We start from the raw sequence: 25,158 nt of genomic DNA, 5'->3' as shown, positions 1-25,158 counted from the left end.
ATCCCTACCGGATGGGTTCAGGCCATCGCAATCGCGGTGATCCCCGCCAGCACCACCGCGGACCCGGCCAGCCTGCGGACGGCGTTCGCCTCCCCCAGGACCAGCCAGGCGGCGAGGCCGCCCAAGACGATGCTGAGCTCCCGCGCGGGTGCGACGAGGCTCACCGGGGCGATCTGGAGGGCATAGAGGACCAGCAGGTAGGCGACCGGTGACAGCAGGCCGACGATGACGATTTCGCGCCTGTGCTCGCGCCACAGCCAGGCCACCTCCTCGCGGTCCTTGAGCGCGTACGGCGTCATGAGCAGGCTCTGCACGATCGCGCCGGTTCCGAAATAGATGATCGGCGGGACACCGAAGCCGGTGACCGAATGCGCGTCCCACAGGGTGTAGGCGGCGATCGTGCCCCCCGTCAGCAACCCGTAGAGCACACCTTTGCGGCGAGCGAGGCGGGCGTCGGCGTCGGCGTGCGCCGGGGCGCGCCCGGTGCCGATGACCAGCACCCCGGCGATCACGAGGAACGCGCCGATCAGGCCCAGCGCCCCCGGCCGCTCGCCGAGCAGCACGACGGCCGCGAGCACCGAGAGCAGCGGTCCGGTACCGCGCGCGACGGGATAGACGACGGACAGGTCACCGACTGCGTAACCCCGTTGGAGGACGATCCCGTAGGTGACGTGGAACACCGCCGTGACCACGGCGGCGAACAGCCAAGTCCACTGTGGACGTTGCGGCGCCAGTGCCAGCGCGACCGCCATGACGGGCAAGAGAAGAATCGCGGAGAAGCTGTAATAAGCCCACACGAACCGGGCTCCGCCACGGCGGATCCGCTTGGCCGCCAGATTCCAGCCCGCGTGGATGACGGCGGCGATGATGACCAAGGACAGAGCGGTGGCGTTCACGGCGGACCTTTCCCGTTTTCCGCCCAAGCGGAAAACACCGGTCCTCCAGGCTTTTGTCCCGTCAGATGAACGGCGGCGCTTCCGGCTCCGCCGATGGTGCCGCTCGGACCTGTCCCTTCTGCCCTGATTGTGTGTTTCGCGGAACAGGCAGGCGGCGGAACCCTAGGCACTACGATCTTCACGGTACCGGAAGCACCCCTCCCCAGGTGGCCGCGAGCAGCCCCGGGGCGGCTGTTAAGCTTGCCTTTCACCGTCGTGTGGCATTCCGTCATGGAGGAAACCCGCGCCGCTCTCGCGAGCGCGCTGGGCCGGTCACAGCGCGGCGGCGAAACCACCGAGAGATGCAAGAGGAGCGCCCACGTGGCCAACATCAAGTCGCAGATCAAGCGCATCACCACCAACGAGAAGGCGCGTCAGCGCAACCAGGCGATCCGGTCCTCGGTGAAGACCGCGATCCGCAAGTTCCGCGAGGCCGCCGACGCCGGCGACAAGGCCAAGGCCCTGGAGCTGCAGAAGGACGCGGCCAAGAAGCTGGACAAGGCCGTCACCAAGGGCGTTCTCCACGCCAACCAGGCCGCCAACAAGAAGTCCGCGCTCGCGAAGCGCGCGAACTCTCTCTGATCGGCTTTCGAAGGGCCCCGGCGACGCGAGTCGCCGGGGCCCTTCGCCATGTTCAGCGGCTTGTGCCGTGGGCGTCGACGACTTCCAGGACGGCACGCTCCAACGCGTACTCGGGGTTGGCCGCGACCCCCTTGACCTCGGCGTTGAGCCGGGCGACCACCCGCATCGCGGTGGCGAGCCCGTCCTGACCCCAGCCGCGGGCCTGCCCCTGCGCCTTGCGTACCTTCCACGGCGGCATCCCCAGCTCGCCGGCCATCTGGTTCGGATTCCCGCGACCGGCACCCGACACCCGCGCGATCGTCCGGACCGCGTCGGCGAGAGCGTCGGCGACCAGCACGTGCGGCACGCCCAATTGCATCGCCCAGCGTAGCGACTCGAGCGCCGCGGCCTTGTCACCGGCGACGGCCTTCTCGGCGACGGCGAACCCGTTCACGTCCGCGCGGCCCCGGTGGTAGCGGCGGACCGCCTGCTCGTCGACCGTTCCGCCCGCGTCCGCGACGAGCTGGGTCGCGGCCGACGACAACTCCCGCAGATCCGAGCCGACGGCGTCGATCAGCGCGAGCACGGCCGCCCCGTCGATCTTCCCGCCGACCCGGCGGACCTCGTTGCGGACAAAGGATTCCCGCTCAGCGGCCTTGGTCAGTTTCGGGCACTCGACGACCTCCGCCCCAGCCTTCTTCAAGGCGGCGGGAAGTCCCTTCGCGGCTTTGCTCCGGCCGCCTCCGCTGTGCACGACGACGAGCACGATGCCATCGGCGGGCGCTTTGACGTAGGCCATCACCCCGTCGGCGAGCTCCTGCGAAATGTCGTGCGCGGATTCGAGGACGATCACCCTCTCTTCGGCGAACAGCGAAGGGCTCACCATCTCCGCGAGTGCCGGGACTGTGAGGTCCGACACCCGGATCCGGGTGAGATCCGCCGTCGGGTCGGCCGCTTTGGCCGCGTCCGAAGCGCTGCGGACCGCGCGTTCGATCAGCAGCTCTTCCTCACCGAGAACCAGGACCAGCGGCGATGGGGCGGAAGCTTGCGTCGTCACGGTGACGATCCTGCCACTCGTCCTCTCGTGTGCTTTGTCCGGTGATGTGTTCCGGGCACGGTGGCCTCACCTGAGCCTCATGTCGTACGGTGTTGGCGAGGCGACGCGATCACACGCGTGCCGACAATCGAATACCGCTCATCCAGAGGGGCAGAGGGAACGGCCCGACGAAGCCCCGGCAACCGGCGTCAGCCTGTCATTCCGCGATCGCGGGATAGCTGACGAACACGGTGCCAATTCCGGCCCGCCACGGCGGGGCAGATGAGGAAGGAACCTCGCGATGACCGCAACCCTCGGCACGACCTCCACCACCAAGACCCCGGATCTCGGACCGGCCGTCGAACTGGTGTCGAAGGAAGAGGGACACCGGCAGCCGCTCGCCCCCGAATTCGTTTCCGCCGAGGACTTCTCGCCGCTGGAAGTCGCTTACGACTTCGGCCGCGTGCGCCGCGAGGACATCGAAGCCGGACCGAAGAACATCTGGCGCTACAAGAAACTCCTTCCCGTTCCCTCGAACGTCGAAGAAATCCCCAACACCGAACCCGGCGCCACCCGGCTCATCCAGGCCGACAGGCTCGCGAAAGCCTTGGGTGCCAAGAAGGTCTGGGTCAAGGACGACACCGGCAACCCGACGCACTCGTTCAAGGACCGCGTGGTCGCTGTCGCGCTGGCCGCCGCCCGCGAATTCGGCTTCGACGTGCTCGCCTGTCCGTCGACCGGCAACCTGGCCAACGCCGTCGCCGCCGCGGCGGCCCGCGCCGGCTGGCGGTCGGTCGTGCTGATCCCGAAGACCCTCGAGCGCGCGAAGATCCTCACGACCGCCGTGTACGACGGCGACCTGATCGCGGTGGACGGCAACTACGACGACGTGAACCGGCTCGCCACCCAGCTCGCCGCCGAGCAGGAGAGCTGGGCGTTCGTCAACGTGAACGTCCGGCCCTACTACTCCGAAGGCTCCAAAACGCTGGCCTTCGAGGTCGCCGAACAGCTCGGCTGGCGGCTTCCCTCCCAGATCGTGGTGCCGATCGCCTCCGGTTCCCAGCTCACCAAGGTGGACAAGGGTTTCCGCGAGTTCGGGCAGCTCGGTCTCGTCGACGAGACGCCGTACAAGGTGTTCGGCGCGCAGGCCACCGGCTGCTCCCCTGTCTCGGCGGCCTTCCGCGCGGGCCACGACGTCGTCCAGCCGGTCAAGCCGGACACGATCGCCCGGTCGCTCGCGATCGGCAACCCTGCCGACGGCCCCTACGTCCTCGACGTGGTGAACCGCACCGGCGGCGCGATCGAAGACGTCACCGACGAAGAGGTCGTCGAGGGCATCCGGCTGCTCGCCCGCACCGAGGGCGTCTTCACCGAGACCGCCGGTGGTGTCACCGTCGCGACGGCCAAGAAGCTCATCGAGACCGGCAAGCTCAACCCGGACGAGGAGATCGTCCTGCTGATCACCGGCGACGGCCTGAAGACCCTCGACGCCGTCGAGGACAAGATCGGCCCGAAGGCCACCGTCAGCGCCTCGGCCGACGCGGTCCGCGAAGCACTCGGCATCTGAGTCCCCGCCCGGCCCGCCTCAAGAACGAGGCGGGCCGCGAGGCTCACCCCGGCGCAGCAACGCGAGTCCCCGCGCGTCGGCGACGACCGCGGTGTCGCCGTCTGTGTCCGTTCTGGCGATCGACGCACCGACGGCGGCCAGGTTGTCCAAAGTGGACTTGTTCGGATGGCCGTAGGTGTTTCCGGCACCGACACTCACCAACGCCACCCTCGGCGCGACGGCGTTGAGAAAATCCGGTGCCGTGTAACGACTTCCGTGATGCGGGACCTTCAGGATCTCGGCGTGCAGATCGGTACCCTCGGCCATCAGGTCGGTCTGCGCGGCGAGCTCGACGTCGCCCGTCAGCAGCAACCGGCCCGCCGGGGTCCCGGCGCGCAGGACGACCGAACCGTTGTTGATCACCGTGCCGTCCTGTTCGAGGACCGATCGCCGGGTGACATACCGAGGTCCCAGCACGTCCAGCGTCAGCCCCGGCCAGTCCAGCCGTTGCCCGATCCCCAGCTCCAGCAGGGGAATCCCGCGGCGTGCGGTTTCGTCCGCGACCTGCTGCCACGCCCAGGCGGGAGCCCTGCCAGGGCCGACGGCGACCGCACCGACCGACCTGCCCTCGAAGACGGATTCGAGGCCGCCGATGTGGTCGGCGTGCAGATGACTCAGCACGATCAACGGAACGCGATCCACGCCGAGCCTGCTCAGGCATTCGTCGACCGGCCCCGGTTCCGGCCCGGTGTCGACCAGGACCGCCCTGCCCGGCTCGCCGGTGGCGAGGGCTACGGCATCTCCCTGTCCGACGTCGCAGGCGACGGCACTCCACGACGCCGGTGGCCACGCCGGTGCCAGCACCCGCACCGGCACGAAGACGAGCAGTCCGACGGCCAGGACGACCGCCAGCAGGATCCTGGCGTGACGCAGCCGGACGGCGACGAGCAGTACGACGAGTAGTCCGGCCGCCAGAAACCCGCCCCACCAGCCGTCCGGCCAGTCCACGACCGCACCCGGCGCGCGGGCGCCGTGGCGGGCCACGGTGATGAGCCAGCTCGCCTCGGGTTCGGTCAGGCGGACGAGCAGCCTGCCCGCCGACGGCCACCACGGTCCGACGACGGTGGCGAGCACACCGAACACGGTGGCCGGGGCGACCACCGGCGCGGCGAGCACGTTGGTCACCACCGAGACGAGGCTGACCGATCCCGCCATGCCCGCGATGACCGGTGTCGTCACCACGAACGCGGCCAGCGGAATGGTCAGCCCCTCGGCGTAGCCGGCCGGAACTCCGCGTCCGACCAGCCACTCGGCCCACCGCGGTGCCAGCAGGACGAGCCCGGCCGTGGCCAGCACCGAAAGGGCGAACCCGAAGTCCGCGGCCATGGCCGGATCGGCCACGACGAGCCCGGCCACCGCGAACGCCAGCGCGGGAAGCGCCGAACCTCGGCGTCCCAAGGCCAGCGCCAACAGCCCGACCGCCCCCATCACCCCGGCGCGGAGCACGCTGGGCGCGGGCCCGGCGAGGACCACGAACCCGGCGAGCCCCGCGGCGGCCGCGGCGGCGGACGTCCGCGGCCCGACCCGGAGCACCCTCAGCAGGAGAAGGATCGAGCCGCAGACGATCGCCACGTTCCCACCGCTCACGGCCATCAGGTGGGACATGCCGGAGTCCGTGAACTCGCGTTCGACCCGCGGTGAGAGTGTGCTCGTGTCTCCCACGACCAGTCCGGGCACCAGACCGGCCTGCTCCTCCGGGAGGACGGCGCACAGCTCCCGGAGCCCGGTGCGCAGCGATTCCGCGGCTCGCTGCCACCAGGGCGCCGGTCCGAGGGCCGACGGCGGGCCTCGCACCGAGAGGACCGCGACCGTGAGTTCGGCCCCCTTCGCCGGTGCGAGCCGCCCAGAAGCGGTGACTTGCTGCCCGGGCAGCAAGTCCGTCCACCCCTCGGCGGGAGCGAGCAGGAGGATCCGGCCGGCCGAATCCACCACCCGCTCACCCGTCACCACGGTGTCCACCGTCGCGGCGATGACCACCAGGCGGGTGCCTGCCCGGCGATCGGCGTATCCGGCACCGCGGACCGGACGTGGCCGCTCGGTGACCACCACCCTCGTGGTGGCGTCGCTCCCCCGTGCGGCGGCGGCACGGAGGTCATCGTGTTCGGCGGCCCGGATCCGCAGCGCCACCGGACCGGCGGTGAGCACGCCGAGGACCGCGAGCGCGCCGAGGCCCACCACCCACCGGGACGCCGTCCGGCGGGCACGGACACCGGCGGTGATCGCGAGCACCACGGCGGCCGCACCGCAGAGCATCGTGATCCACCAGCCGCCGAGCAGCCCGGAAAGAGTGCCGAGCCAGGCCGTCGCCGCGGCCGGTACCAGCCGCAGGTCCTGCCCTCGCCACGACGCGGTGTCCACTTCGGACGGATCGGCGGACGGGTTCATCCGACGGACACCAATTCCCGGACCTTCTTGAACTTGCTTTCGCCGATCCCTTCTACGTCACGGAGTTGCTCGACGCTGGTGAACCCGCCGTGCCCGGACCGCCAGTCGACGATGCGTTTGGCCATCACCTCACCGACCCCGGGCAGGGTGTCGAGTTGCTCGGCCGTGGCCGTGTTCAGGTCGAGCTTCCCCACCGGTGCCGCCGTTCCGGCCGCGGCCGGAACGGGGACGCCGACGGCCACCTGTTCGCCGTCGGCGAGTCGCCGGGCCAGGTTCACCCCGGTCAGATCCGTTCCGGGCTGTGGCCCACCGGCCGCCGTGAGGGCATCGGCGACCCGTGCGCCCGGAGGGATCGTGACCAGGCCGGGTTTGAGCACCCGGCCGACGACGCTGACCACCAGAGGCGCCTTGGCCGCCGCGGCGGGGGCTTCTCCGGCGGCCTTGGCCGACGGCAGGGGCGGCGGGGTCTCCGCCCCTGGCCGGTGTCCGAACAAGGCGATCGCGCCGGTCACGATCACGGCCACCGCGATCAGCACGGCCGCCACGGCGAGCCACCGCCGGTTCACCGGAATCCCGTCCGCCGTGAACCGGGCGGGCACCCAGCGGCGGGCGAGCCTGCCCACGGGCGGGCCCTGGCTGGGCGGCGACAGCTGCGCGGCCAGCCACGCCAGCCTGGCGTTGACGGAGGGACCCGGTGAACGGGCGGTTTGGTCGAACACGTGAACGACGCTACGGAGCGGGGATGGCGGGCGGCAGTGGTGAATCCCGGGGCTGTGGACAAGTGGGGTGTTGTGGACAACCCGGCCCCGACCGAGACCGGATCACCGGTTTCCGTCAGGGCCGTATGGAATGCTGGAGGATTTCCCTAGCCCGCCCGCTGAATCACGACACCGAGCACACCGGGACCGGTGTGGGCCCCGATGACCGCGCCGATCTCCGAAACCACGCAGCCCTCCGGGCAGCTGATGGACTCCTCCAGCCGGTTGGCCAATTCGACGGCGCGTTCCGGGGAAGCCAGGTGATGGACGGCGATGTCGGCGAGCCCGCCTTCAGCCGCCTTCACGGCGAGCTCGACCAGGCGAGCCACCGCGCGATTCATCGTCCGCACCTTCTCCAGCGGCTGAATCCTGCCTTCGGACATGTGGAGCACCGGTTTCACCGCGAGCGCGGTGCCGAGCAGGGCTGCGGCCGGGCCGATCCGCCCGCCGCGGCGCAGGTATTCGAGGGTCTCGACGGCGAACAGGGTTTCCGAGCGGTTCACCGCGTCGACCGCCGCGGCCTCCACTTCGGCCGGTTCCGCCCCGTCCGCGGCGGCGCTCGCCGCGCGCAAGGCGGCGAAGCCGAGGCCCATCGCGGTGCTGCGTGAATCGACCACCCGCACCCTGTCCGGCCCGACCTCCTGGGCCGCCAGCACCGCCGCCTCCCAGGTCCCGGACAACTCCCGGGACAGATGGACCGACACGACGGCGTCCGCGCCCTCGGCCAGCGCCGCCCGGAACTCCTTGACGAATTCGGCGGGCGTCGGCCGGGACGTCGTCACCAGGCTGCGTTTGCCGAGCGCCTCGGCCAGGGCCGCGGGACCCATTTCGACGCCGTCCAGGAATACGACGCCGTCCACGAGGACGTGCAGCGGGACCACCCGGATCCCGTTCCGTTCGGCGAAGCCTTCCGGCAGGTGGGCGGTGGAATCCGTGACTACGGCGACCGACACGGCAGCCAGCCTACGTTGCCGCGGGGCGTAACACCGGGGCCATCAGGCGGGCCATCTCCGCGCCGACGGCGGCATGCCCTTCCCAGCCCCAGTGCATGCCGTCCGGATTGCCCCGGCCGCTCAGCACGTGTTCGCCGACTACGGCTTCGAGATCCAGCAGTGGGACGTCCGCGCGACGGCCCCAGTCGGCGAGGGCGGCGGCGGCACCGGCACGGGCGGTGTGGACGCGTCCGTACGAGTCGGATCGATGCACGGAGGGCAGCATGCCGAAGATCGGCAGTTCCGGTCGCAGCACCCGCAGAGCTCCGACAGCGGTGTCGAGATATTGGACGGTGAGCTTCGACGGCAAGACCACCGGGCGTCCTCGGAGGGCGACCGCGAGCCGGGGCTGAGCGGCCAGGTACGCCTTACGCACCACGCGTCGCAGCGGGTCGGGCCGCAGATAGCGGAGACCGGTGCGCAGGTAGGTGGGCAGCGGCGAGGGCAGGGTGTCCATGCTGCCGACGGCCAGCACGACGGCGTCGACGTGATGGAGATCGGCCCAGACACGCGGATCGCCGATCAACGACCACCAGGCGTCGCGGGCGGTCCAGCCGAACCCGGCGACGAGGTCCGCGTCGCCACCGAGCGCTTCAGCGGCGACGTTGGGCCACAGGCGCGCGTCGTCGGCGGCGTGCGGGCCGTCCGGGCCGTGGAAGCTGAGGGAATCGCCGAACACCAGCAGGCGCGGGGCCATGGATCAGCCGGTGATGCCCGCGTTGTAGGCGGCCAGCCGCCAGTTGCCGTCGCGCCGGGTCAGCTCGACCCAGTGACAGTTCGCGATCCCGCCCAGCGTCGGCCAGGAGGCGACCGGCAGGCCGAGCAGTTTCGCGGTCAGCGCGATGATCAGTCCGCCGTGCGCGGCCAGCAGCACGGCGTCGCCGGCGTCGGAATTGGGCAGGTCCAGGTCCGCGACGACCTCCATCGCGCGTTCGGCGACGTCCACCCGCGACTCGCCGCCGGGCGGGGCCCACGTCGCGTCGACGCGCCAGCGTGCGCGTTCACCCGGGTACGCTTCGTCGACCTGCTGACCGGTGAAGCCCTGCCATTCACCCAGATGGGTTTCCCGAAGACGTTTGTCGATCCGCAGCGGGACGCCGATGGCCTCCGTGAGCACGGTGGCCGTGTCGGTCGCGCGGCGCAGGTCCGAGGCGATCACCAGATCCGGCGAGAACCGGGCGAGCGCGGGCACGGCGAACCTGGCCTGGTTCCAGCCGACCGGGGTCAACGCGGAGTCCAGATGCCCCTGCATCCGGCCCGCCGCGTTGTAATCGGTCTCGCCGTGGCGCCAGAGCACCAGCCGCCGCGGACTCACGAGGCGCCTTGCGCGTCGGCGGGGTCCTCCTCGGCGGGTGTCTCCAGACCGGCGACCTCGATCCTCGGGCAGTCCTTCCAGAGCCGCTCGAGACCGTAGAAAGAGCGTTCCTCCTGGTGCTGGACGTGGATGACGACGTCGACGTAGTCCAGCAGGACCCAACGGCCCTCGCGGGCGCCCTCACGGCGGACGGGCTTGTGCCCGCCGAGCCGCAGCTGCTCCTCGACGTTGTCGACGATGGCGCCGACCTGGCGTTCGTTGGGCGCGGACGCGATGACGAAGGCGTCGGTGATCACCAGCTGGTCGGACACGTCCAGCACGACCACGTCGCTCGCCTTCTTGTCCGCCGCCGCATGGGCGGCCGCTACGGCCAGCTCTCGTGCCTCGGACGTGGCTGTCACAGTTCTCCTCAAACAGATGGCTTTACTCGCGGGTGCGCCCGACGAGGGTACCCGGTCGGGAACCCCGGTCTTTCCGATAGAGGTCCTTTTTGGCGATGTAGCGCACCACACCGTCGGGGACGAGGTACCAGACGGGCTCCCCGGCCTCGACGCGCTCGCGGCACGCGGTGGACGAGATCGCCATCGCGGTCACCTCGACGAGGCTCACCTTCCCGCTCGGCAGATGCTGCGAATTGAGCCGGTAGCCGGGCCTGGTGACGCCGATGAAATGCGCCAGGTCGAACAGCTCGTCGGCGTTGCGCCAGGTGAGGATCTGCTCGAGCGCGTCCGCGCCGGTGATGAAGAACAGCTGGTCGTCGGGATACTCCGCGCGCAGGTCGCGCAGGGTGTCGACGGTGTAGGTCTGCCCGACGCGATCGATGTCGACGCGGCTGACCGAGAACACGGGGTTGGACGCCGTCGCGATCACGGTCATCAGGTAGCGGTCCTCCGCCCGGGTGACCACTCTGTCGGACTTCTGCCACGGCTGACCGGTGGGCACGAAGATGACCTCGTCGAGCGCGAACCGCGACTGGACTTCGCTGGCCGCGACGAGGTGCCCGTGGTGAACGGGGTCGAACGTGCCGCCCATGACCCCGATCCTGCGTGGTGACATGGGTCGTGAGCCTATACAGCGCGTACGGCTTCACGCGCGGGTCGCCGGACCCACCGACCGGTGGTGATCTGAGTCACATTACAGTCCGTTCCATGGATGAACGGTCCGTTCACGACACGCCGATCGCGACTTCGTCGGTGGCATGGGGTAGAGGTGGGGACGTGGACACATCGACTCTCCGGGACCGCGCCGAAACCCTCCTCCAGTCGTTGGCTGGCGACGGCGCCCGCCTGCGTGACGACCAGTGGACGGCCATCGAGGCGCTGGTCGCGCACAGCCGTCGCGCGCTCGTCGTGCAGCGCACCGGCTGGGGCAAGTCCGCGGTGTACTTCCTGGCCACCGCGTTGCTGCGGGAACGCGGTAGTGGCCCGACCGTGATCATCTCGCCGCTGCTCGCGCTGATGCGCAACCAGATCTCCGCGGCGGCGAGGGCGGGTATCCGCGCGGTGACGATGAACTCCGCGAATCCGCAGGAGTGGGATCAGGTCCAGGCCGCGATCGCGGCGGGCGAGGTCGACGTGCTCCTCGTCAGCCCGGAACGGCTCAACAACCCGGACTTCCGCGACACGGTCCTCCCGAAGCTGACCGCCACGGCAGGCTTGCTCGTGGTCGACGAGGCGCACTGCATCTCGGACTGGGGCCACGACTTCCGGCCGGACTACCGGCGGCTGCGGACGCTGCTGAAGGATCTGCCCGACGGCGTCCCGGTGCTCGCCACCACCGCGACCGCGAACGACCGCGTGGCGACCGACGTCGCCGAACAGCTCGGCATCGGCAACGGGGGCGACACCCTGGTCCTGCGGGGCACCCTGGACCGCGAAAGCCTCCATCTGTCGGTGGCCAAGCTGCCGACGTCGCAGGCCCGGCTCGCCTGGCTCGCCGAACACCTGGCGGAACTGCCGGGATCCGGGATCATCTACACGCTCACCGTCGCGGCCGCGCACGATGTGGCGGGCTTGCTGACCGAGCGCGGCTACCCGGTCGCCGCCTACACCGGGAAGACCGATCCGGCGGACCGGCAGGCGGCCGAAGACGATCTGCTGAACAACAACGTCAAGGCACTGGTGGCCACTTCGGCGCTGGGCATGGGGTTCGACAAGCCGGATCTGGGCTTCGTCGTCCATCTCGGCGCACCGTCCTCCCCCATCGCGTACTACCAGCAGGTCGGCCGCGCCGGTCGTGGTGTCGATCGCGCCGAAGTGATCCTGCTGCCCGGCCACGAGGACAAGGACATCTGGGCGTACTTCGGTTCGCTGGCGTTCCCGGACGAACTGCGGGTGACCCAGGTGCTCAACGCGCTGGCGTACGCGGACCGTCCACTGTCGACACCGGCGCTCGAACCGTTCGTCGAACTCTCCCGCTCCCGGCTGGAGATGGTCCTGAAGGTGCTGGACGTCGACGGCGCCGTCCGCCGGGTGAAGGGCGGCTGGGAAGGCACCGGCGAAGAGTGGCGCTACGACAAGGAACGCTACGCGCGAGTGAGCGCGGCGCGGACCAACGAACAGAACGCCATGCTGGCGTACCTCGAGACCACCGGCTGCCGGATGGAGTTCCTGCGAAAGCAGCTGGACGATCCCGAAGCCACTCCTTGCGGGCGGTGTGACAACTGCACCGGAAAGCACTGGGACACCACGATTTCCGACGACGTCGTCGATGCCACCCGGCAACGGCTCCGCCGTCCGGGGGTCGAGGTCGCGCCGCGGAAGATGTGGCCCACCGGGATGGCCGGGCTGGAAGTCCCGCTCGCCGGGCGGCTGCCGGCGGGCGAGCAGGCCGAGACCGGCCAGGTCGTCGGCCGGGTCACCGATGTCGGCTGGGGCACGCGGCTGCGCGAACTCGTCGGCCCGGCCGCGGCGGACGCCGAACTCCCCGATCCGGTCTTCCAAGCCTGTATCGAGGTATTGAAGGGCTGGCAGTGGACGGAACGGCCGGTCGCGGTGGTGGAGGTGCCGTCCGCCACCCGGCCTCAGCTGGTGCACAGTCTCGCGACGAAGCTGGCCTCGATCGGACGGCTGGCCTACTTGGGCGCCATCACCTCGGCGGGGCCGCCTCCTCGGCAGGCGAACAGCGCGCAACGCCTGGCCGATCTATGGAACCGCCTGAGCCTTCCCGACGAGCTCGCCGCCGAAGTCGCCGCGGCCGAGGGCCCGATCCTGCTGGTCGACGACCTCATCGACACCGGGTGGACGATGACGTTGTCCGCCCGCCTGCTCCGGCAGGCCGGAGCCCGTGCGGTACTGCCGTTCGCCCTCGCCAGCACCTCGTGACCGAGGGGCCCGATCCCGGCATTCGACAGGTTCTTTCCCGCGCAGGAACTTTCTGGCAAGGTTCCGTCCACGCGCGAGTACGGAGGTGCCGATGGCGGATGCGACGACGGAGCGGATAGGGCACCGGCTGCCGGTGAAGAAACTGTTCGCCGCCAGTGTCGGAAACGCGCTGGAATGGTTCGACTGGACCATCTACGCGACCTTCAGCATCTACTTCGCCAGTGAGTTCTTCCCGAAGGGCAACGAAGCCCTCGCGCTGATCAACACCTTCGCCACGTACGCGTTGGCCTTCTTCTTCCGGCCGCTCGGCGGGATACTGCTCGGCCGCTTCGCCGACGTCAGGGGCCGGAAGCCGACGATGATCCTGACCATCGTGCTGATGGCGGGCGGTTCGGTGGCCATCGGCCTCCTGCCGACGTTCGACCAGGTCGGCTGGTTCGCCCCGATCCTGTTGCTGCTGGCGAGGGTGGCGCAAGGACTGTCGCTCGGCGGCGAGGTCTCCAACGCTTCGGCGTACTTGGGTGAGATCGCACCGCCCAGCCGCCGTGGGCGGTACTCCGCCTTCTTCTACATCTCGACCGGTTCCGCCGTCCTGCTCGCCTCGCTCCTCGGGTTCGTGCTCGCGCGGACGATGTCCAAGGCGGGTCTGACCGCGTACGGCTGGCGGATCCCGTTCCTGCTCGGCGGTGTTCTCGGCATCATCGGCCTGTGGCTCCGGCGCAGCCTCGCCGAGACCGAGATCTTCGAGGCGAAAAAGTCGACGGCGCGCCGGGTCGAGCGGCCATTGCGCGCCACTCTTCGCGAGCATCCGCGAGCCGTCGCGCAGCTCGTGGGTTTCTCGATGTTGTCGACCCTTTGCTACTACACGTTCTTCAGCGCCCTGCCCTCGTTCGCGGTCAAGACCCGCAAGGCCGACGACGTCGATGTGTTCCTCGCGTTGTCGATCGCGACGGCGTTGTTCGTCGCGCTTCAATACCCGATGGGTGCTTTGTCGGACCGTTTCGGCCGAAAGCCACAGATGCTCTTCTGGTCGGCGGCGACCGCGATCCTCATCGTCCCACTGTCCACTTTGGTCCAACCGGGGCTGCCGGGGCTGCTGGTCGTGTTCTGCGTCGGGCTCTGCCTGTACACGGCGCTGACGTCGATCGTGCCCGCGGTCATGAGTGAACTGTTCCCCACCGAACTCCGCGGGCTGGGCATCGGCGCCTGGTACAACCTGACCGTCGCGTTGTTCGGCGGCACCGCTCCCCTGGTGCTCACCGCGCTCTCCGACGCCGGATTGTCGACGTTGTTCTTCTGGTATGTGGCCACCGGAGCGGTGATCGCGTTCTTCGTCATCCGGACCCTGCCGGAGACCAAGGGCAGCGACCTGCGCTGAAAACTCCGTCGCCGACGACGTGGTGAGGTGCCTACCCTCGCGCTCCTACGACGAGTGCGAAGGGGGGACACCGTGTTGTTCGGCGATGTGAGCGAGGAATTGGCGCGACGCGTGGTGGCAGCCCTCCGTCGCGTCACCGACCTCGAGCCGCCGTCCGCATTGGTGCGGGTCTCCTCGCAGAGCGGGGTCGACTATCAGTGCGATCTCGCGATGAGCCTGGGCAAACGGCTCGGCAAACCGCCCAGGGAGATCGCCGCCGACATCGCGGCACGGCTCGACGTCGCCGATATCGCCGAGCCGCCGGAGGTCGCGGGGCCGGGCTTCCTCAACTTCACGTTGCGCTCGTCCTGGCTGGCGGAGCGGACGGCCGCGCTCAACGGTGTTCCACGGCTGGGTGTCGCGGTGACGCCGCGACCGCGGCGGATCGCCATCGACTACAGCAGCCCGAACGTGGCGAAGGAAATGCACGCCGGCCATCTCCGGTCGAGCGTCGTCGGTGACGCGATCGCCCGGCTGTCGCGGTTCGCCGGGCACGAAGTGATCCCGCACAACCATCTCGGCGATTGGGGCACGCCGTTCGGCATGCTGATCGAGCATCTGCTCGACGAACGCCCGTCGGGTCCTTACACGATCGGAGACCTCAACGGCTTTTATCGAGCCGCCCGATCGAAGTTCGAGACCGACGAGGACTTCGCGACCCGGTCGCGGGAGCGTGTGGTGCTGCTTCAAGGCGGTGACGACGAGACCTTGTCGCTGTGGCGGCGCCTGGTCGACGAGTCGACCAGGCATTTCAGCCAGGTCTACGAACTTCTCGGGATCGGCCTGTCGAGCGAGGACGTTTACGGCGAGAGCTTCTACGACCCGCTCCTCGCCGCGGTCGTGGACGATCTGACCACCGCCGGGCTGACCGAGATCAGCGATGGAGCGGTGTGTGTCTTTCCCGACGGTTTCCGCAACCGGGAAGGCGAGCCGCTACCGCTCATCGTGCGGAAGCGGGACGGCGGTTACGGCTATGCCGCCACCGACCTCGCGACCCTGCGCTACTGGACGGAACAACGCGGCGTCACCGATCTGCTCTACGTCGTCGGAACGCCACAAGCACAGCACTTCGCGATGGTGTTCGCCGTCTGCCGGGCCGCCGGCTGGCTCCGCGAGGAGCATCGGGCCGAGCACATCGGGTTCGGCTCGGTACTCGGCGAAGACGGCCGCGCCATGAAGACCCGGGCGGGTGAATCGGTCCGTCTTTTCGATCTGCTCACCGAGGCGGTTTCCCATGCCGCGGAGGTGATCGAGAGCCGAGGCGACCTCTCCCCCGAGGTACGGGAAGAGGTCGCCAGGGCGGTCGGGATCGGCGCGCTCAAGTACGCGGATCTTTCCGGCGATCGCGAGCGTGATCACGTCTTCTCCTGGGAACGCATGCTCTCCAAGAACGGGAACACCTCGGTCTACCTGCAGTACGCCAACGCCCGGATCCGTTCGGTGCTGACCAGGGCGGATCGGACCTCATCGGAGTGCGGATCCTGCTCGGCCATCCCGCGGAACGGGCACTGGCGCTCGCACTGGCCCGCTTCCCCGAGGCGGTCGGCGCGGCGACCGCCGGCCATCTCCCCCACAAGCTGTGCACCTACCTGTACGAAACCGCTGTCGTGTTCTCGCGGTTCTACGAACTGTGCCCGGTACTGGACGCGGAAGGTCCCGGCATCCGCGACTCTCGTCTGCTGCTGGCCGAACTCACGTCGAAGACGCTGACGCTGGGCTTGTCCCTGCTGGGCATCTCCACCCCCGCTCGGCTATGAGTCGCCGTGGTCACTGAAGACCTTGCGTTTCAACGGAGGGACCGCCTGGAAGAAGCGGAACATCCCGCGCGCCATCGTGCGGCCTGCCCGGTTCTCCGAAACGAACTGACGGGCACTGCGTTCCGAGTCGCGCACCGCCGCGAAGCCGTAGTCCCGCATTCGCCGCTCGTAGTCGGCGATCGCGGGACGCAGCACGCCGGTCTTCCGCGCTTCGATGAGGTTGCGGCACAACAGCTGCGCGTCCCGGAGCGCGGTGTTCGCGCCGATGCCGCGGAACGGGGTCATGCTGTGGATCGCGTCGCCGAGCAGGGTGACGTTGCTCGTCGGCCATGGCTCAACGGGCTTCGAGGTGAAGATCGGCAGCCGGGACACGGTCCCTCCGGGCGAGCCGGCGACCAGTTCCTTGAACGCGGGATCCCAGCCGTCGATGAGGTCCAGCACCAAGGCCCGCAGCGCTTCACCGTCCAATAAGGACAAATTCTCCGGGTAACGCCGGTTGTCCGCCGCGAACGCCCACATGATGTAGCTCGAGGTGTTGTCGAACAGGACGGGGTCGTGATCGACGGTCTCGTCGTCGACCGACGAAGCGCCGGTCAGCTCGTGTGGCGCGCTGAACAGTCCCGCACCGGTCCGCGGCATCACCATGCTCGGGCCGTCGGTGAGCCGGGAAGGCAAACGCTTGCGGGTCTCGTCGTTCAGCGGGTGCTTGCCCGCGATCGCGACGATCCCGGTGTCCACCCGGCCGGCTTCGGGCAGGAACTCTCCGCGCACCCGGGAATTGGCCCCGTCGGCGCCGATGACCAGGTCTGCCTCGACGGTGCTGCCGTCGGCGAACTCGCAGACGATCATCTCGCCCTCGCGGCGGTAGCCGACGAACTCCTTGCCATGTCGCAAAACTCCGTCGAGCCCGTGGGACAGCAGCTGATGCAGGCTGATCCGGCTGACCGAGTGGTGATTCGACGCGGGATCGGAGTTCGACGTGAACTCGCTGTCGAGCACCATCAGATCCCGCAACCGCTCGGTCACGAAAGTGAACGGGCCGCTCGTGGTGCCGGTGGCGGCAAGGAAACGTTCCCAGAGTTCGGACGGCAGGCATTCGTGCAGTGCGGCCGAGCCGTGCGGGTTGATGTGCACGCGATAGCCCTGCAGGCGTTCGGTCCGGGTGTGGCCGCGCTCGTGGACGGACACGTCGATTCCCGCCTTGCGCAATCCTTGCGCCAGGCAGAGCCCGCCCGTTCCGCCGCCGATGATCGCGATTCTCGTGGTCATGAGTTCTCCTCTCTCCGCCGTCCACTACTATCAACCGTATGGGTAATTAAGTCAACCAAACGTTTGAAAGAGTCAGCGGCTAAGGTGATCCCATGTCCGAAGCCGTCCCGCGCGGCCCACGCCGCGCACCCGTCGAACGCCAGCGCGATCCCGAGCGCACCAAGGCGCAGCTCCTGGAGGCGGCGAAGGCCGAGTTCGGCGCGAAGGGCTACGCCGCGGCACGTGTCAGCGAGATCGCCGCGAAGGCGGGGGTGAACAAGCAGCTGATCTCGTACTACTTCGGCGGTAAGGAAGGGCTGTACAACGCGCTGACCGCGACGATGTACGACGGCTACACCGCGGTCTCCGACCACGACAGGCCGTTCGCCGAGGTGGTCCGATTCTTCGTCCAGTCAGGGGCCCGGGACCATGACCTCGCCAAACTGCTCCTCTGGGAGAACCTGACCGACGGCGCGATCGGCGTAGAAGATCAGCGCGAATTTCTCGAACGGCAGGTGGAGTACGTCCGGGCGCGTCAGGCCGCGGGCGACTTTCCCGCCGACCTCGACCCGGCGTTCCTGCTGGTGATCTTCATGGCCGCGGCCAGTGCCGCGCTGGCCCTGCCCCGGATCGTCCGAGCCGTCTCGGGTCAAGACCCCGACTCGGCCGAGTTCGCCGAGGCGTACGGCGAGCAGCTGGCACGGCTCGTCGGCCACCTCGCCGATCCGGGGAAGCGATAGCAAAGGTCCCCTGCTGTTCGCCTGCGCCTTCCGGATCCCGCCGGACTGGCGACTTCGGTGGGGGCTGGCGCCTTAGCGTCGAAGGGGGACGAGGTCGTCCGCGTGGACGACCTCGCGCCGCTGTTCGGCGGGGAGGTCGTGGCTGGAACGGCCGATGAGGTCGGGCAGTTCGCCCGCGTCGAAGGCCACGACGCCGCGCGCCACGGTCCGCTGCCGAAGGTCGACCAGGTCGACGACGTCGCCCGCCTGGAAGTCGCCGTCGACGCCGGTGATCCCGGCGGCGAGCAGCGAGCGGCGGCGGCGGACGACGGCCGCGACCGCGCCGTCGTCGAGATGCAGTTTCCCGGACGCGCCCGCGGCGTAGCCCAGCCAGAACCGGCGGGCCGAGAGCCGGGAGTCCGCGGCGGCGAACGCCGTGCCGACCTCGGCGGTCGTGAGGGCGCGCGCGGCCTCGGAAGCGGCGGCGAGCAGGACCGGGATTCCGGCGCCCGCGGCGGTGCGCGCCGCGGCGAGCTTCGAGACCATGCCCCCGGTACCGAGCCCGGAGCTCGACATGCCGACGGTGATGCCGTCCACATCGGAGTCCCCGGCGACCTCCGCGATTTTGCGGGTCGCGCCGTCACGGGGATCCCCGTCGTACAGACCGTCCACATCGGACAGCAGAATCAGGGCGTCGGCGCCGATCAGGTGGGCCACCAGCGCTGCCAGCCGGTCGTTGTCGCCGAAGCGGATCTCTTCGGTGGCCACGGTGTCGTTCTCGTTGACCACGGGCACCGCGCCGAGGGCCAGCAGCCGGGTGAAGGTGTTCTGCGCGTTGCGGTAGTGCGCACGGCGCACGACGTCGTCCGAGGTGAGCAGAACCTGGCCCACCGTCAGGGAAAACCGGCCGAACGACTCGGCGTAGGCGTGGGCCAGCGCGAGTTGCCCGACGCTGGCCGCGGCCTGCTGGGTGGCGAGATCACGCGGTCGTTTGCCGAGGGCGAGCGGCGCGAGTCCCGCGCCGATCGCTCCCGAGGACACCAGCACGATCTGCGTGCCGCGGGAGACCCGGTCGGCGATCGCGTCGACCAGTGCGTCCAGCCTGGTGACGTCGAGACCGTCGCCGGCGGTGGTCAGCGCGGAGGAACCGACCTTGACGACCACCCGCTTCGCGTCGGCGATCACACCACGGGCCGAGCTCACTCGTCGTCCGTCTCGTCTTCGACACCGTCCGGGCCGTCACGGCGGATCCGGCGGGCTTCCTTGCGCTCGGCGGCACCGATCCGGCTGGTGTTCTCCAGCCGCACGTCCGTGCCGCGGCCCGAAAGGTGCACCGCGACCCCCGCCGGGGTCGACGGCTCCCATTCGAACTGGACGTCGCCGATGGTGACCGGGCTCCCCGGTACGGCGCCCTTGCGAGCCAGCGCTTCCTCGACGCCGAGCCGCTGCAACCGGTCCGCGAGGTAGCCGACGGCCTCGTCGTTGCCGAAGCTCGTCTGGCGGATCCACCGCTCGGGACGGACACCCCGGACGATGAAGGCGCCTTCCTCCTCCGGGTCGTGCTCGACGGTGAAGCCGACGTCGTCGACCGCCACGGGGCGTAGCACGACCTTCGCCGGCTCCGGTACGGGCTGGTCGGCGCGGTACTTCTCGACCACGGCGGCGAGCGCGTAGGTCAATTCCTTGAGCCCCTGCCGCGTCGCCGTGGAGATCTCGAACACACTGAGACCGCGGGCTTCCAGTTCGGGGCGCACGAACTCCGCGAGTTCGGCGGCCTCCGGGACGTCGATCTTGTTGAGCACCACCACGCGGGGCCGGTCGGCGAGGTCACCGCCGAGACTCGGGGTGTAGCGGGCGAGTTCCTCTTCGAGAGCGTCCATGTCGGACACAGGGTCGCGCCCGGGTTCCAAGGTGGCGCAGTCGATGACGTGCACCAGCACGGCGCAGCGTTCGATGTGGCGCAGGAAGTCGAGGCCGAGGCCCTTGCCCTCGCTCGCACCGGGGATCAGCCCCGGCACGTCGGCCATGGTGAACACGGTCGACCCGGCGGTGATCACGCCCAGGTTCGGCACCAGGGTGGTGAACGGGTAGTCGGCGATCTTCGGCTTGGCCGCGGACAGGACCGAGATCAGCGACGATTTGCCCGCGGACGGGAAGCCGAGCAGGCCGACATCGGCGACGGAACGCAGCTCCAGGACGAGGTCGCGGGCCTCCCCCGGCTCGCCCAGCAACGCGAACCCGGGCGCCCGGCGGGCCTTGGAGGCCAGCGACGCGTTCCCGAGACCGCCACGGCCGCCCTGCGCGGCGACGAACGTGGTGCCGGGGCCGACCAGGTCGGCCAGGATCTCGCCGTCCTCGGTCATCACGACGGTGCCGGACGGGACCCGCATCTCCAGCGTCTCCCCCGCCGCACCGGCGCGGTTGCCACCCTGGCCCAGTTTGCCGTTGCCGGCGCGGGCGTGCGGACGGAAGTGGAAGTCGAGCAGCGTGTGGACGTTCGGGTCCACGACCAGCAGCACATCGCCGCCGTTGCCGCCGTTGCCGCCGTCCGGGCCGCCGAGGGGCTTGAACTTTTCGCGGTGCACCGAGGCGCAGCCGTTCCCACCGTCACCGGCGGCCAGATGGATCACCGCGCGGTCCACGAACCGGGACGCCATGACTTGCCTCTATTCACTCGCGAAAGAAAGGGGATACACAAAACAAACGAGGGGTGGGCCCGGATATTCCGGCCCACCCCTCGTCAGAGGTCTAGCTTGAAGCCGAAACTCAGGCTTCGGACGGCACGATGTTGACCGTCTTGCGGCCACGCTTTTCGCCGAACTGGACCGCACCGGCGGCCAGAGCGAACAGCGTGTCGTCGCCGCCGCGGCCGACGTTCACGCCGGGGTGGAACTTGGTGCCACGCTGGCGGATCAAGATCTCGCCCGCGTTGACTTCCTGACCACCGAAACGCTTGACGCCCAGTCGCTGCGCGTTCGAATCGCGACCGTTGCGGGAGCTGGACGCACCCTTCTTGTGAGCCATGGCTCAATCCTCTTTCTGACGAAGATCCGGAGAAAGTCCTACTTGGAGATGCCGGTGACCTCGACGCGGGTCAGCTTCTGCCGGTGACCCTGGCGCTTGTGGTAGCCGGTCTTGTTCTTGAACTTGTGGATCCGGATCTTCGGACCCTTGGTCTGCTCGACGACCTTGCCGGTGACCGAGACCTTCGCCAGCGCGTCGGCGTCCGTGGTGACGTCGCCACCGTCCACAAAAAGGACTGCGGGGAAGGTGTGCTCGGTACCCGGCTCGCCTTCGAGCTTCTCGACCTCGACGACGTCGCCGACGGCCACCTTGTACTGCTTGCCGCCAGTCTTGACGATCGCGTACGCCGACACGGAAGTCTCCTGCTTACTCGACAACGGGTGGGGGCTTGCGTGATCTGCCCATCAAGAAAGTCTCGGTGGTCCAGATGCTGCGCAAGGTGCCCGCTCTAGGTGGCGGGCCGTTCTACAGGTTACGTGGGGCTCCCCGGTGCGATCACACCGGGGTGCCCCTAGGTGTTCACTAGCTCTTTTCCGACGCCTCGACCGGGGGACCGGCCGGCCGGGAGGCCGCCCGTCGCGGACGGCGGCGGGCGGTGGTGCGCCCTGCCGGGGCCGGGACGTCCACCTCGGGTTCGGAAACCTCTGGTGTCACAACGTTCTCAGGAGTCACCGGAACCTCGGGAGCTTCGGGCTCAGGGCCCGATTCCCCGACGACGGCGAACTCTTCGTCCCGCGCGGCCGGAGCCTCGTCGTCCGGAGTCGTCACCGGTTCACCGGCGAGCTCGGTCGCGGGCGGCGCGGTGATCGGCTCCGAGACCGGCTCAGCGGCCGCCTCGGCCGCCTGTTCGACGGTCGCTTCGGCGATAGACCCCTCAGCCTCCTTCGCCGTCTCCTGCGGGGCGTGGCCGTTGAGCGCGGCGCCCTCGGCGTTCTCGGTGACCTCGTGCGGATGCTCACCCTTGGCCGCCTTGGCGGCGTTGGCCACGGCTTGGACCGCCGAAACCACCGACTCGCGCTGGCCGGAGCCCTGCGGAGCCTCGGTCTTGACCGCCGCGGGCTCGTTCTGTCCCTGGTCTTCGCCCTTGCCGCGACCGCGCGACCGGCGGGAGCCCTGCTCCTTGCCGCCACCGCCACTGCCACTGCCGCCGCCGCTCCCGCCGTGGCTGTGACCGTTGCCACCGCCGGCGATGCGCTGCGGTTCGGTCGAGACGACCACCCCGCGGCCCTTGCAGTGCTCGCACGGCGTCGAGAACGCCTCGATCAGACCGGTGCCGATCTTCTTGCGGGTCATCTGCACCAGGCCGAGCGAGGTGACCTCGGCGACCTGGTGACGGGTGCGGTCACGGCCGAGGCATTCGGTCAGGCGGCGCAGCACCAGGTCACGGTTCGATTCGAGCACCATGTCGATGAAGTCGATGACGATGATGCCGCCGATGTCCCGGAGCCGGAGCTGGCGGACGATCTCCTCCGCCGACTCCAGGTTGTTCCTGGTCACCGTCTCCTCGAGGTTTCCACCCGATCCGGTGAACTTGCCGGTATTGACGTCGATGACCGTCATCGCCTCGGTGCGGTCGATGACCAGGTAGCCACCCGAGGGCAGCCAGACCTTGCGGTCCAGCGCCTTGGTGATCTGCTCGTCGATCCGGTGGTCGGCGAAGGCCGAACCGGTGCCCGTGTACCGCTTGACCCGGTCGGCCAGATCCGGCGCCACGTGCTGCACGTACTCGTAGATGGTGTTCCAGGCCTTGTCACCCTGGATCTCCAGCTTGGCGAAGTCTTCGGTGAACAGGTCACGCACGACCTTGACCAGCAGGTCCGGCTCTTCGTAGAGCATGACCGGGGCACTGTTCTTCTTGCCGCCGTTGCCGACTTCGGCCTTCTCCTTGATGACGTCCCACTGCGCCTTGAGGCGGCGGACGTCACGGTCCAGTTCCTCCTCGGCGATGCCCTCGGACGCGGTGCGGATGATCACACCGGCGTCCTCGGGGACGATGCGCTTGAGGATGTCCTTCAGGCGGCGGCGCTCGTTCTCCGGGAGCTTCCGGGAGATACCGGTGGCACCGCCCGCGGGCACGTACACCAGGAAGCGGCCCGGCAGCGAGATCTGCGTGGTCAGCCGGGCACCCTTGTGCCCGACCGGGTCCTTGGTGACCTGGACCAGCACGGAGTCGCCGGTGGAGAGCGCCTGCTCGATCTTGCGGGCCTTGCCCTCGAGACCGGCGGCGTCCCAGTCGACCTCACCGGCGTAGAGCACGGCGTTGCGGCCGCGGCCGATGTCGATGAAGGCGGCCTCCATCGACGGCAGCACGTTCTGCACGCGGCCGAGGTACACGTTGCCGACGATCGAACCGGTGCCCGACGAGGTCACGAAGTGCTCGCACAGGACACCGTCCTCGAGCACACCGATCTGCGTGGACTCGCCCTTCTCGGCGACGACCATGGTGCGCTCGACCGACTCGCGGCGGGCGAGGAACTCGGCCTCGGACAGGATCGGCGCACGACGGCGGCCCGCCTCGCGGCCGTCCCGGCGGCGCTGGCGCTTGGCCTCGAGCCGGGTGGAGCCGCGCACGCTGCGGACCTCGTCCCTGGCGGGACGCTCGGTCTCGGCGGCCTTGGCCTGGCGCACGTGGACGACCGTGTTGGGCGGGTCGTCGCTGGTGGCCTCGGTGGCGTCGTCATCCCCGCCCTTGCGGCGGCGACGGCGACGGCGGCGCTTGCTGCCGTTGTCGGAATCGGCCTCGTTGTCCGAATCGGAGTCGGCGGACGCCTCCTCGGCGTTCTCGGCCGCGACCTCTTCGGCTTCGGCGTCCTTCTCCTTGTCCTTCGCGCGCTGCTGACGGCCGCGCGGGGCTTCGGGCTGCTCGTCCTCGTTCTCGGATTCGGCCGAGTTCTCGTCGCCGCCCTTGCCACGGCCGCGGCCACGACGTCCGCGACGACGGCGGCGACGGCCGTTGGCGTCGTCACCGTCCTCGTCGGTGCCGTGCCCCTCGGCCTGCTCGTTCTGCGTTTCGTCCTCGTCGGAGACCGTCTCTTCGGTGAAGGCCGGCTCCGGCTTGCGGGCCGGCTTCACCGCGACGGGCTCCGGCGGCAGGAACACCGGCGACGGCGCGGCGAACACCGGGACGTGCACGGCGGCCTTCGACCGCCGGGTCGTCGTCTGCGGCGGCTCGGGGGTCACCGGGGCGGCCAGCGCGGGCGGAACACGCCGCGAAGAGGCCTCCACCTGCGGAGCGGGCTCCGGCTCGGCCTCGGGCTTCGCCTCGGGTTCGGGAGCCGCAGGGGTCTCGGCGACGGGTGCCTCGGCGGCAGGAGTCTCGGCGACCGGGGCCGCCTCGGGCTCGTCTCCACCGGCGAGGGTTTCGGCGAGCTTGAACGCCACCTCGCGAGTGACGCTGGACTGCGCGCTCCGGACGGTCTCGCCGAGCTCACCGAGCTTGGCCATCAGTTCCCGGCTGTTGGACCCCAGCAGCTTCGCCAACGCGTGCACCCGGATCCGGGGAGGCAGTTCGCCCAGCTGGGCTGCGATGGGTGTGGCGGTATTCCCGCCGGTGACGGCGGGTGTGTCCGCGTTCGACATATATCTCCTCCGCCCCCGGGCGCGTCGGCTGGCTCACACCGGCTCGACGCGGCCGCGCAGGGGCCCCTTTCTGTTCGTTCCGCCGTGGTGGTCACCAGCAGCGGGAATCCTTGCCCGGCACCGCGACGGCACGCCGGAATGTCCGGGCGCCGCATACGGCTGAAGGTCTGCTCGGCGGAGCGCTGGCCACGTTCGCGACATCGGGCCGCCCGCCACGTCGTCGAGCCGCATACAGCGGCGACGCGTGTGGAGGATGTGCAGCACACCACCGGGCCACCAGACCGCGAGCGCCACCTCTCACGTGGGCCCGTCGGCCAGCGGCCACCGCGAGTATCCCACACCCCGGCCCCACTCCGGTGTACTCGGTGCCACAGAGCCGGCTTCCGGGCGCGCCGCGACCACCGGCCGAGGGAACTTCGCGGGAGAACTTGTCGACCCGGCCGAGGGTGGCTACCGTGCCGCTCGGGGGTACCGATGCCCGGCCCAGTCCAGGCCAGCCCAGG

General features: G+C 69.6%; 20 protein-coding genes, 1 pseudogene and 1 riboswitch. Of the genes and pseudogenes, 6 read left to right on the top strand and 15 right to left on the bottom strand.

Annotation, left to right across the window (positions count from 1 at the left end; all coding sequences use genetic code 11):
- Window positions 1-17 precede the first annotated feature (17 nt).
- Window positions 18-896, bottom strand: a complete 879-nt coding sequence (locus ACZ6DT_RS28250) for an EamA family transporter (RefSeq protein ID WP_465600716.1) — start codon at window positions 894-896, stop codon at window positions 18-20.
- A gap of 360 nt (window positions 897-1,256) precedes the next feature.
- On the opposite strand from ACZ6DT_RS28250, the gene rpsT reads away from it, so the two are divergent.
- Window positions 1,257-1,517 (top strand): 30S ribosomal protein S20, encoded by a 261-nt coding sequence (gene rpsT / locus ACZ6DT_RS28245; protein ID WP_007034798.1) that lies wholly within the window; start codon window positions 1,257-1,259, stop codon window positions 1,515-1,517.
- Window positions 1,518-1,569: 52 nt separating this feature from the next.
- Here rpsT and holA read toward each other — a convergent pair whose 3' ends face one another.
- A complete protein-coding gene (holA, locus tag ACZ6DT_RS28240) occupies window positions 1,570-2,553 on the bottom strand; it encodes a DNA polymerase III subunit delta (protein WP_465600713.1) in 984 nt (327 codons plus the stop codon).
- 135 nt (window positions 2,554-2,688) lie between these two features.
- Window positions 2,689-2,821, top strand: a riboswitch (SAM riboswitch).
- 12 nt (window positions 2,822-2,833) lie between these two features.
- On the opposite strand from holA, the gene thrC reads away from it, so the two are divergent.
- Entirely contained in the window at window positions 2,834-4,099 is a 1,266-nt protein-coding gene (thrC, locus tag ACZ6DT_RS28235) for a threonine synthase (protein WP_465600710.1), read from the top strand.
- Window positions 4,100-4,117: 18 nt separating this feature from the next.
- Here thrC and ACZ6DT_RS28230 read toward each other — a convergent pair whose 3' ends face one another.
- The 7 genes from ACZ6DT_RS28230 to nadD all read right to left on the bottom strand — a co-directional run bounded on the left by ACZ6DT_RS28230 (window position 4,118) and on the right by nadD (window position 10,644).
- A complete protein-coding gene (locus tag ACZ6DT_RS28230) occupies window positions 4,118-6,523 on the bottom strand; it encodes a ComEC/Rec2 family competence protein (protein WP_465600707.1) in 2,406 nt (801 codons plus the stop codon).
- A complete protein-coding gene (locus ACZ6DT_RS28225; protein WP_465600705.1) occupies window positions 6,520-7,242 on the bottom strand; it encodes a ComEA family DNA-binding protein in 723 nt (240 codons plus the stop codon). Before ACZ6DT_RS28225 ends, ACZ6DT_RS28230 begins: the two co-directional genes overlap by 4 nt.
- Window positions 7,243-7,388: 146 nt before the next feature.
- Complete coding sequence (locus tag ACZ6DT_RS28220; RefSeq protein WP_465600702.1) at window positions 7,389-8,234, bottom strand: DegV family protein; 846 nt, start codon at window positions 8,232-8,234, stop codon at window positions 7,389-7,391.
- Between the two features lie 10 nt (window positions 8,235-8,244).
- Entirely contained in the window at window positions 8,245-8,970 is a 726-nt protein-coding gene (gene octT, locus ACZ6DT_RS28215; protein ID WP_465600700.1) for a diglucosylglycerate octanoyltransferase, read from the bottom strand.
- Window positions 8,971-8,973: 3 nt separating this feature from the next.
- A complete protein-coding gene (locus ACZ6DT_RS28210) occupies window positions 8,974-9,588 on the bottom strand; it encodes a histidine phosphatase family protein (protein ID WP_465600697.1) in 615 nt (204 codons plus the stop codon).
- Window positions 9,585-9,989: a ribosome silencing factor gene (gene rsfS / locus ACZ6DT_RS28205; protein ID WP_016332398.1), complete on the bottom strand. Its 405-nt coding sequence runs from the start codon at window positions 9,987-9,989 to the stop codon at window positions 9,585-9,587. Before rsfS ends, ACZ6DT_RS28210 begins: the two co-directional genes overlap by 4 nt.
- 22 nt (window positions 9,990-10,011) lie before the next feature.
- Complete coding sequence (gene nadD / locus ACZ6DT_RS28200) at window positions 10,012-10,644, bottom strand: nicotinate-nucleotide adenylyltransferase (RefSeq protein WP_465600695.1); 633 nt, start codon at window positions 10,642-10,644, stop codon at window positions 10,012-10,014.
- A 161-nt stretch (window positions 10,645-10,805) separates the two neighbouring features.
- On the opposite strand from nadD, the gene ACZ6DT_RS28195 reads away from it, so the two are divergent.
- The 3 genes and pseudogenes from ACZ6DT_RS28195 (at window position 10,806) to argS (ending at window position 16,085) form a co-directional block, all read left to right on the top strand.
- On the top strand, window positions 10,806-12,911 hold the full coding sequence (locus tag ACZ6DT_RS28195) for a RecQ family ATP-dependent DNA helicase (RefSeq protein WP_465600692.1): 2,106 nt from the start codon (window positions 10,806-10,808) through the stop codon (window positions 12,909-12,911).
- 91 nt (window positions 12,912-13,002) lie between these two features.
- A complete protein-coding gene (locus ACZ6DT_RS28190) occupies window positions 13,003-14,289 on the top strand; it encodes an MFS transporter (RefSeq protein ID WP_465600689.1) in 1,287 nt (428 codons plus the stop codon).
- 72 nt (window positions 14,290-14,361) lie between these two features.
- Window positions 14,362-16,085, top strand: a pseudogene (argS, locus tag ACZ6DT_RS28185) (arginine--tRNA ligase).
- Here argS and ACZ6DT_RS28180 read toward each other — a convergent pair.
- Window positions 16,080-17,354, bottom strand: a complete 1,275-nt coding sequence (locus ACZ6DT_RS28180) for an FAD-dependent oxidoreductase (protein WP_465600686.1) — start codon at window positions 17,352-17,354, stop codon at window positions 16,080-16,082. The pseudogene argS and the gene ACZ6DT_RS28180 overlap by 6 nt on opposite strands.
- 92 nt (window positions 17,355-17,446) lie before the next feature.
- Between ACZ6DT_RS28180 and ACZ6DT_RS28175 the strand changes: the two genes are divergently transcribed.
- Entirely contained in the window at window positions 17,447-18,073 is a 627-nt protein-coding gene (locus ACZ6DT_RS28175; protein WP_465600684.1) for a TetR/AcrR family transcriptional regulator, read from the top strand.
- Between the two features lie 72 nt (window positions 18,074-18,145).
- Here ACZ6DT_RS28175 and proB read toward each other — a convergent pair whose 3' ends face one another.
- From proB to ACZ6DT_RS28150, 5 genes are all read right to left on the bottom strand, one after another.
- A complete protein-coding gene (gene proB / locus ACZ6DT_RS28170; protein ID WP_465600681.1) occupies window positions 18,146-19,255 on the bottom strand; it encodes a glutamate 5-kinase in 1,110 nt (369 codons plus the stop codon).
- The gene (obgE, locus tag ACZ6DT_RS28165) at window positions 19,252-20,709 is read right to left on the bottom strand and encodes a GTPase ObgE (protein WP_465600678.1); all 1,458 of its coding nucleotides are present in this window, start codon (window positions 20,707-20,709) and stop codon (window positions 19,252-19,254) included. Before obgE ends, proB begins: the two co-directional genes overlap by 4 nt.
- Before the next feature lie 109 nt (window positions 20,710-20,818).
- Window positions 20,819-21,076 carry a 50S ribosomal protein L27 gene (gene rpmA / locus ACZ6DT_RS28160; protein ID WP_086846674.1) on the bottom strand — a complete coding sequence of 86 codons (258 nt, stop codon included), beginning with the start codon at window positions 21,074-21,076 and terminating at the stop codon, window positions 20,819-20,821.
- A gap of 38 nt (window positions 21,077-21,114) precedes the next feature.
- Complete coding sequence (gene rplU, locus ACZ6DT_RS28155; protein WP_005158538.1) at window positions 21,115-21,429, bottom strand: 50S ribosomal protein L21; 315 nt, start codon at window positions 21,427-21,429, stop codon at window positions 21,115-21,117.
- Window positions 21,430-21,598: 169 nt separating this feature from the next.
- Window positions 21,599-24,655, bottom strand: coding sequence for a translation initiation factor IF-2 N-terminal domain-containing protein (locus tag ACZ6DT_RS28150; protein ID WP_465600675.1), 3,057 nt, complete (start codon window positions 24,653-24,655; stop codon window positions 21,599-21,601).
- Between the last annotated feature and the right edge of the window lie 503 nt (window positions 24,656-25,158).

This window comes from Amycolatopsis sp. NPDC041971, from assembly GCF_055588925.1.
Note: the sequence above shows the minus strand (reverse complement) of the source record. Positions and strands in the feature narration are given on the sequence as shown.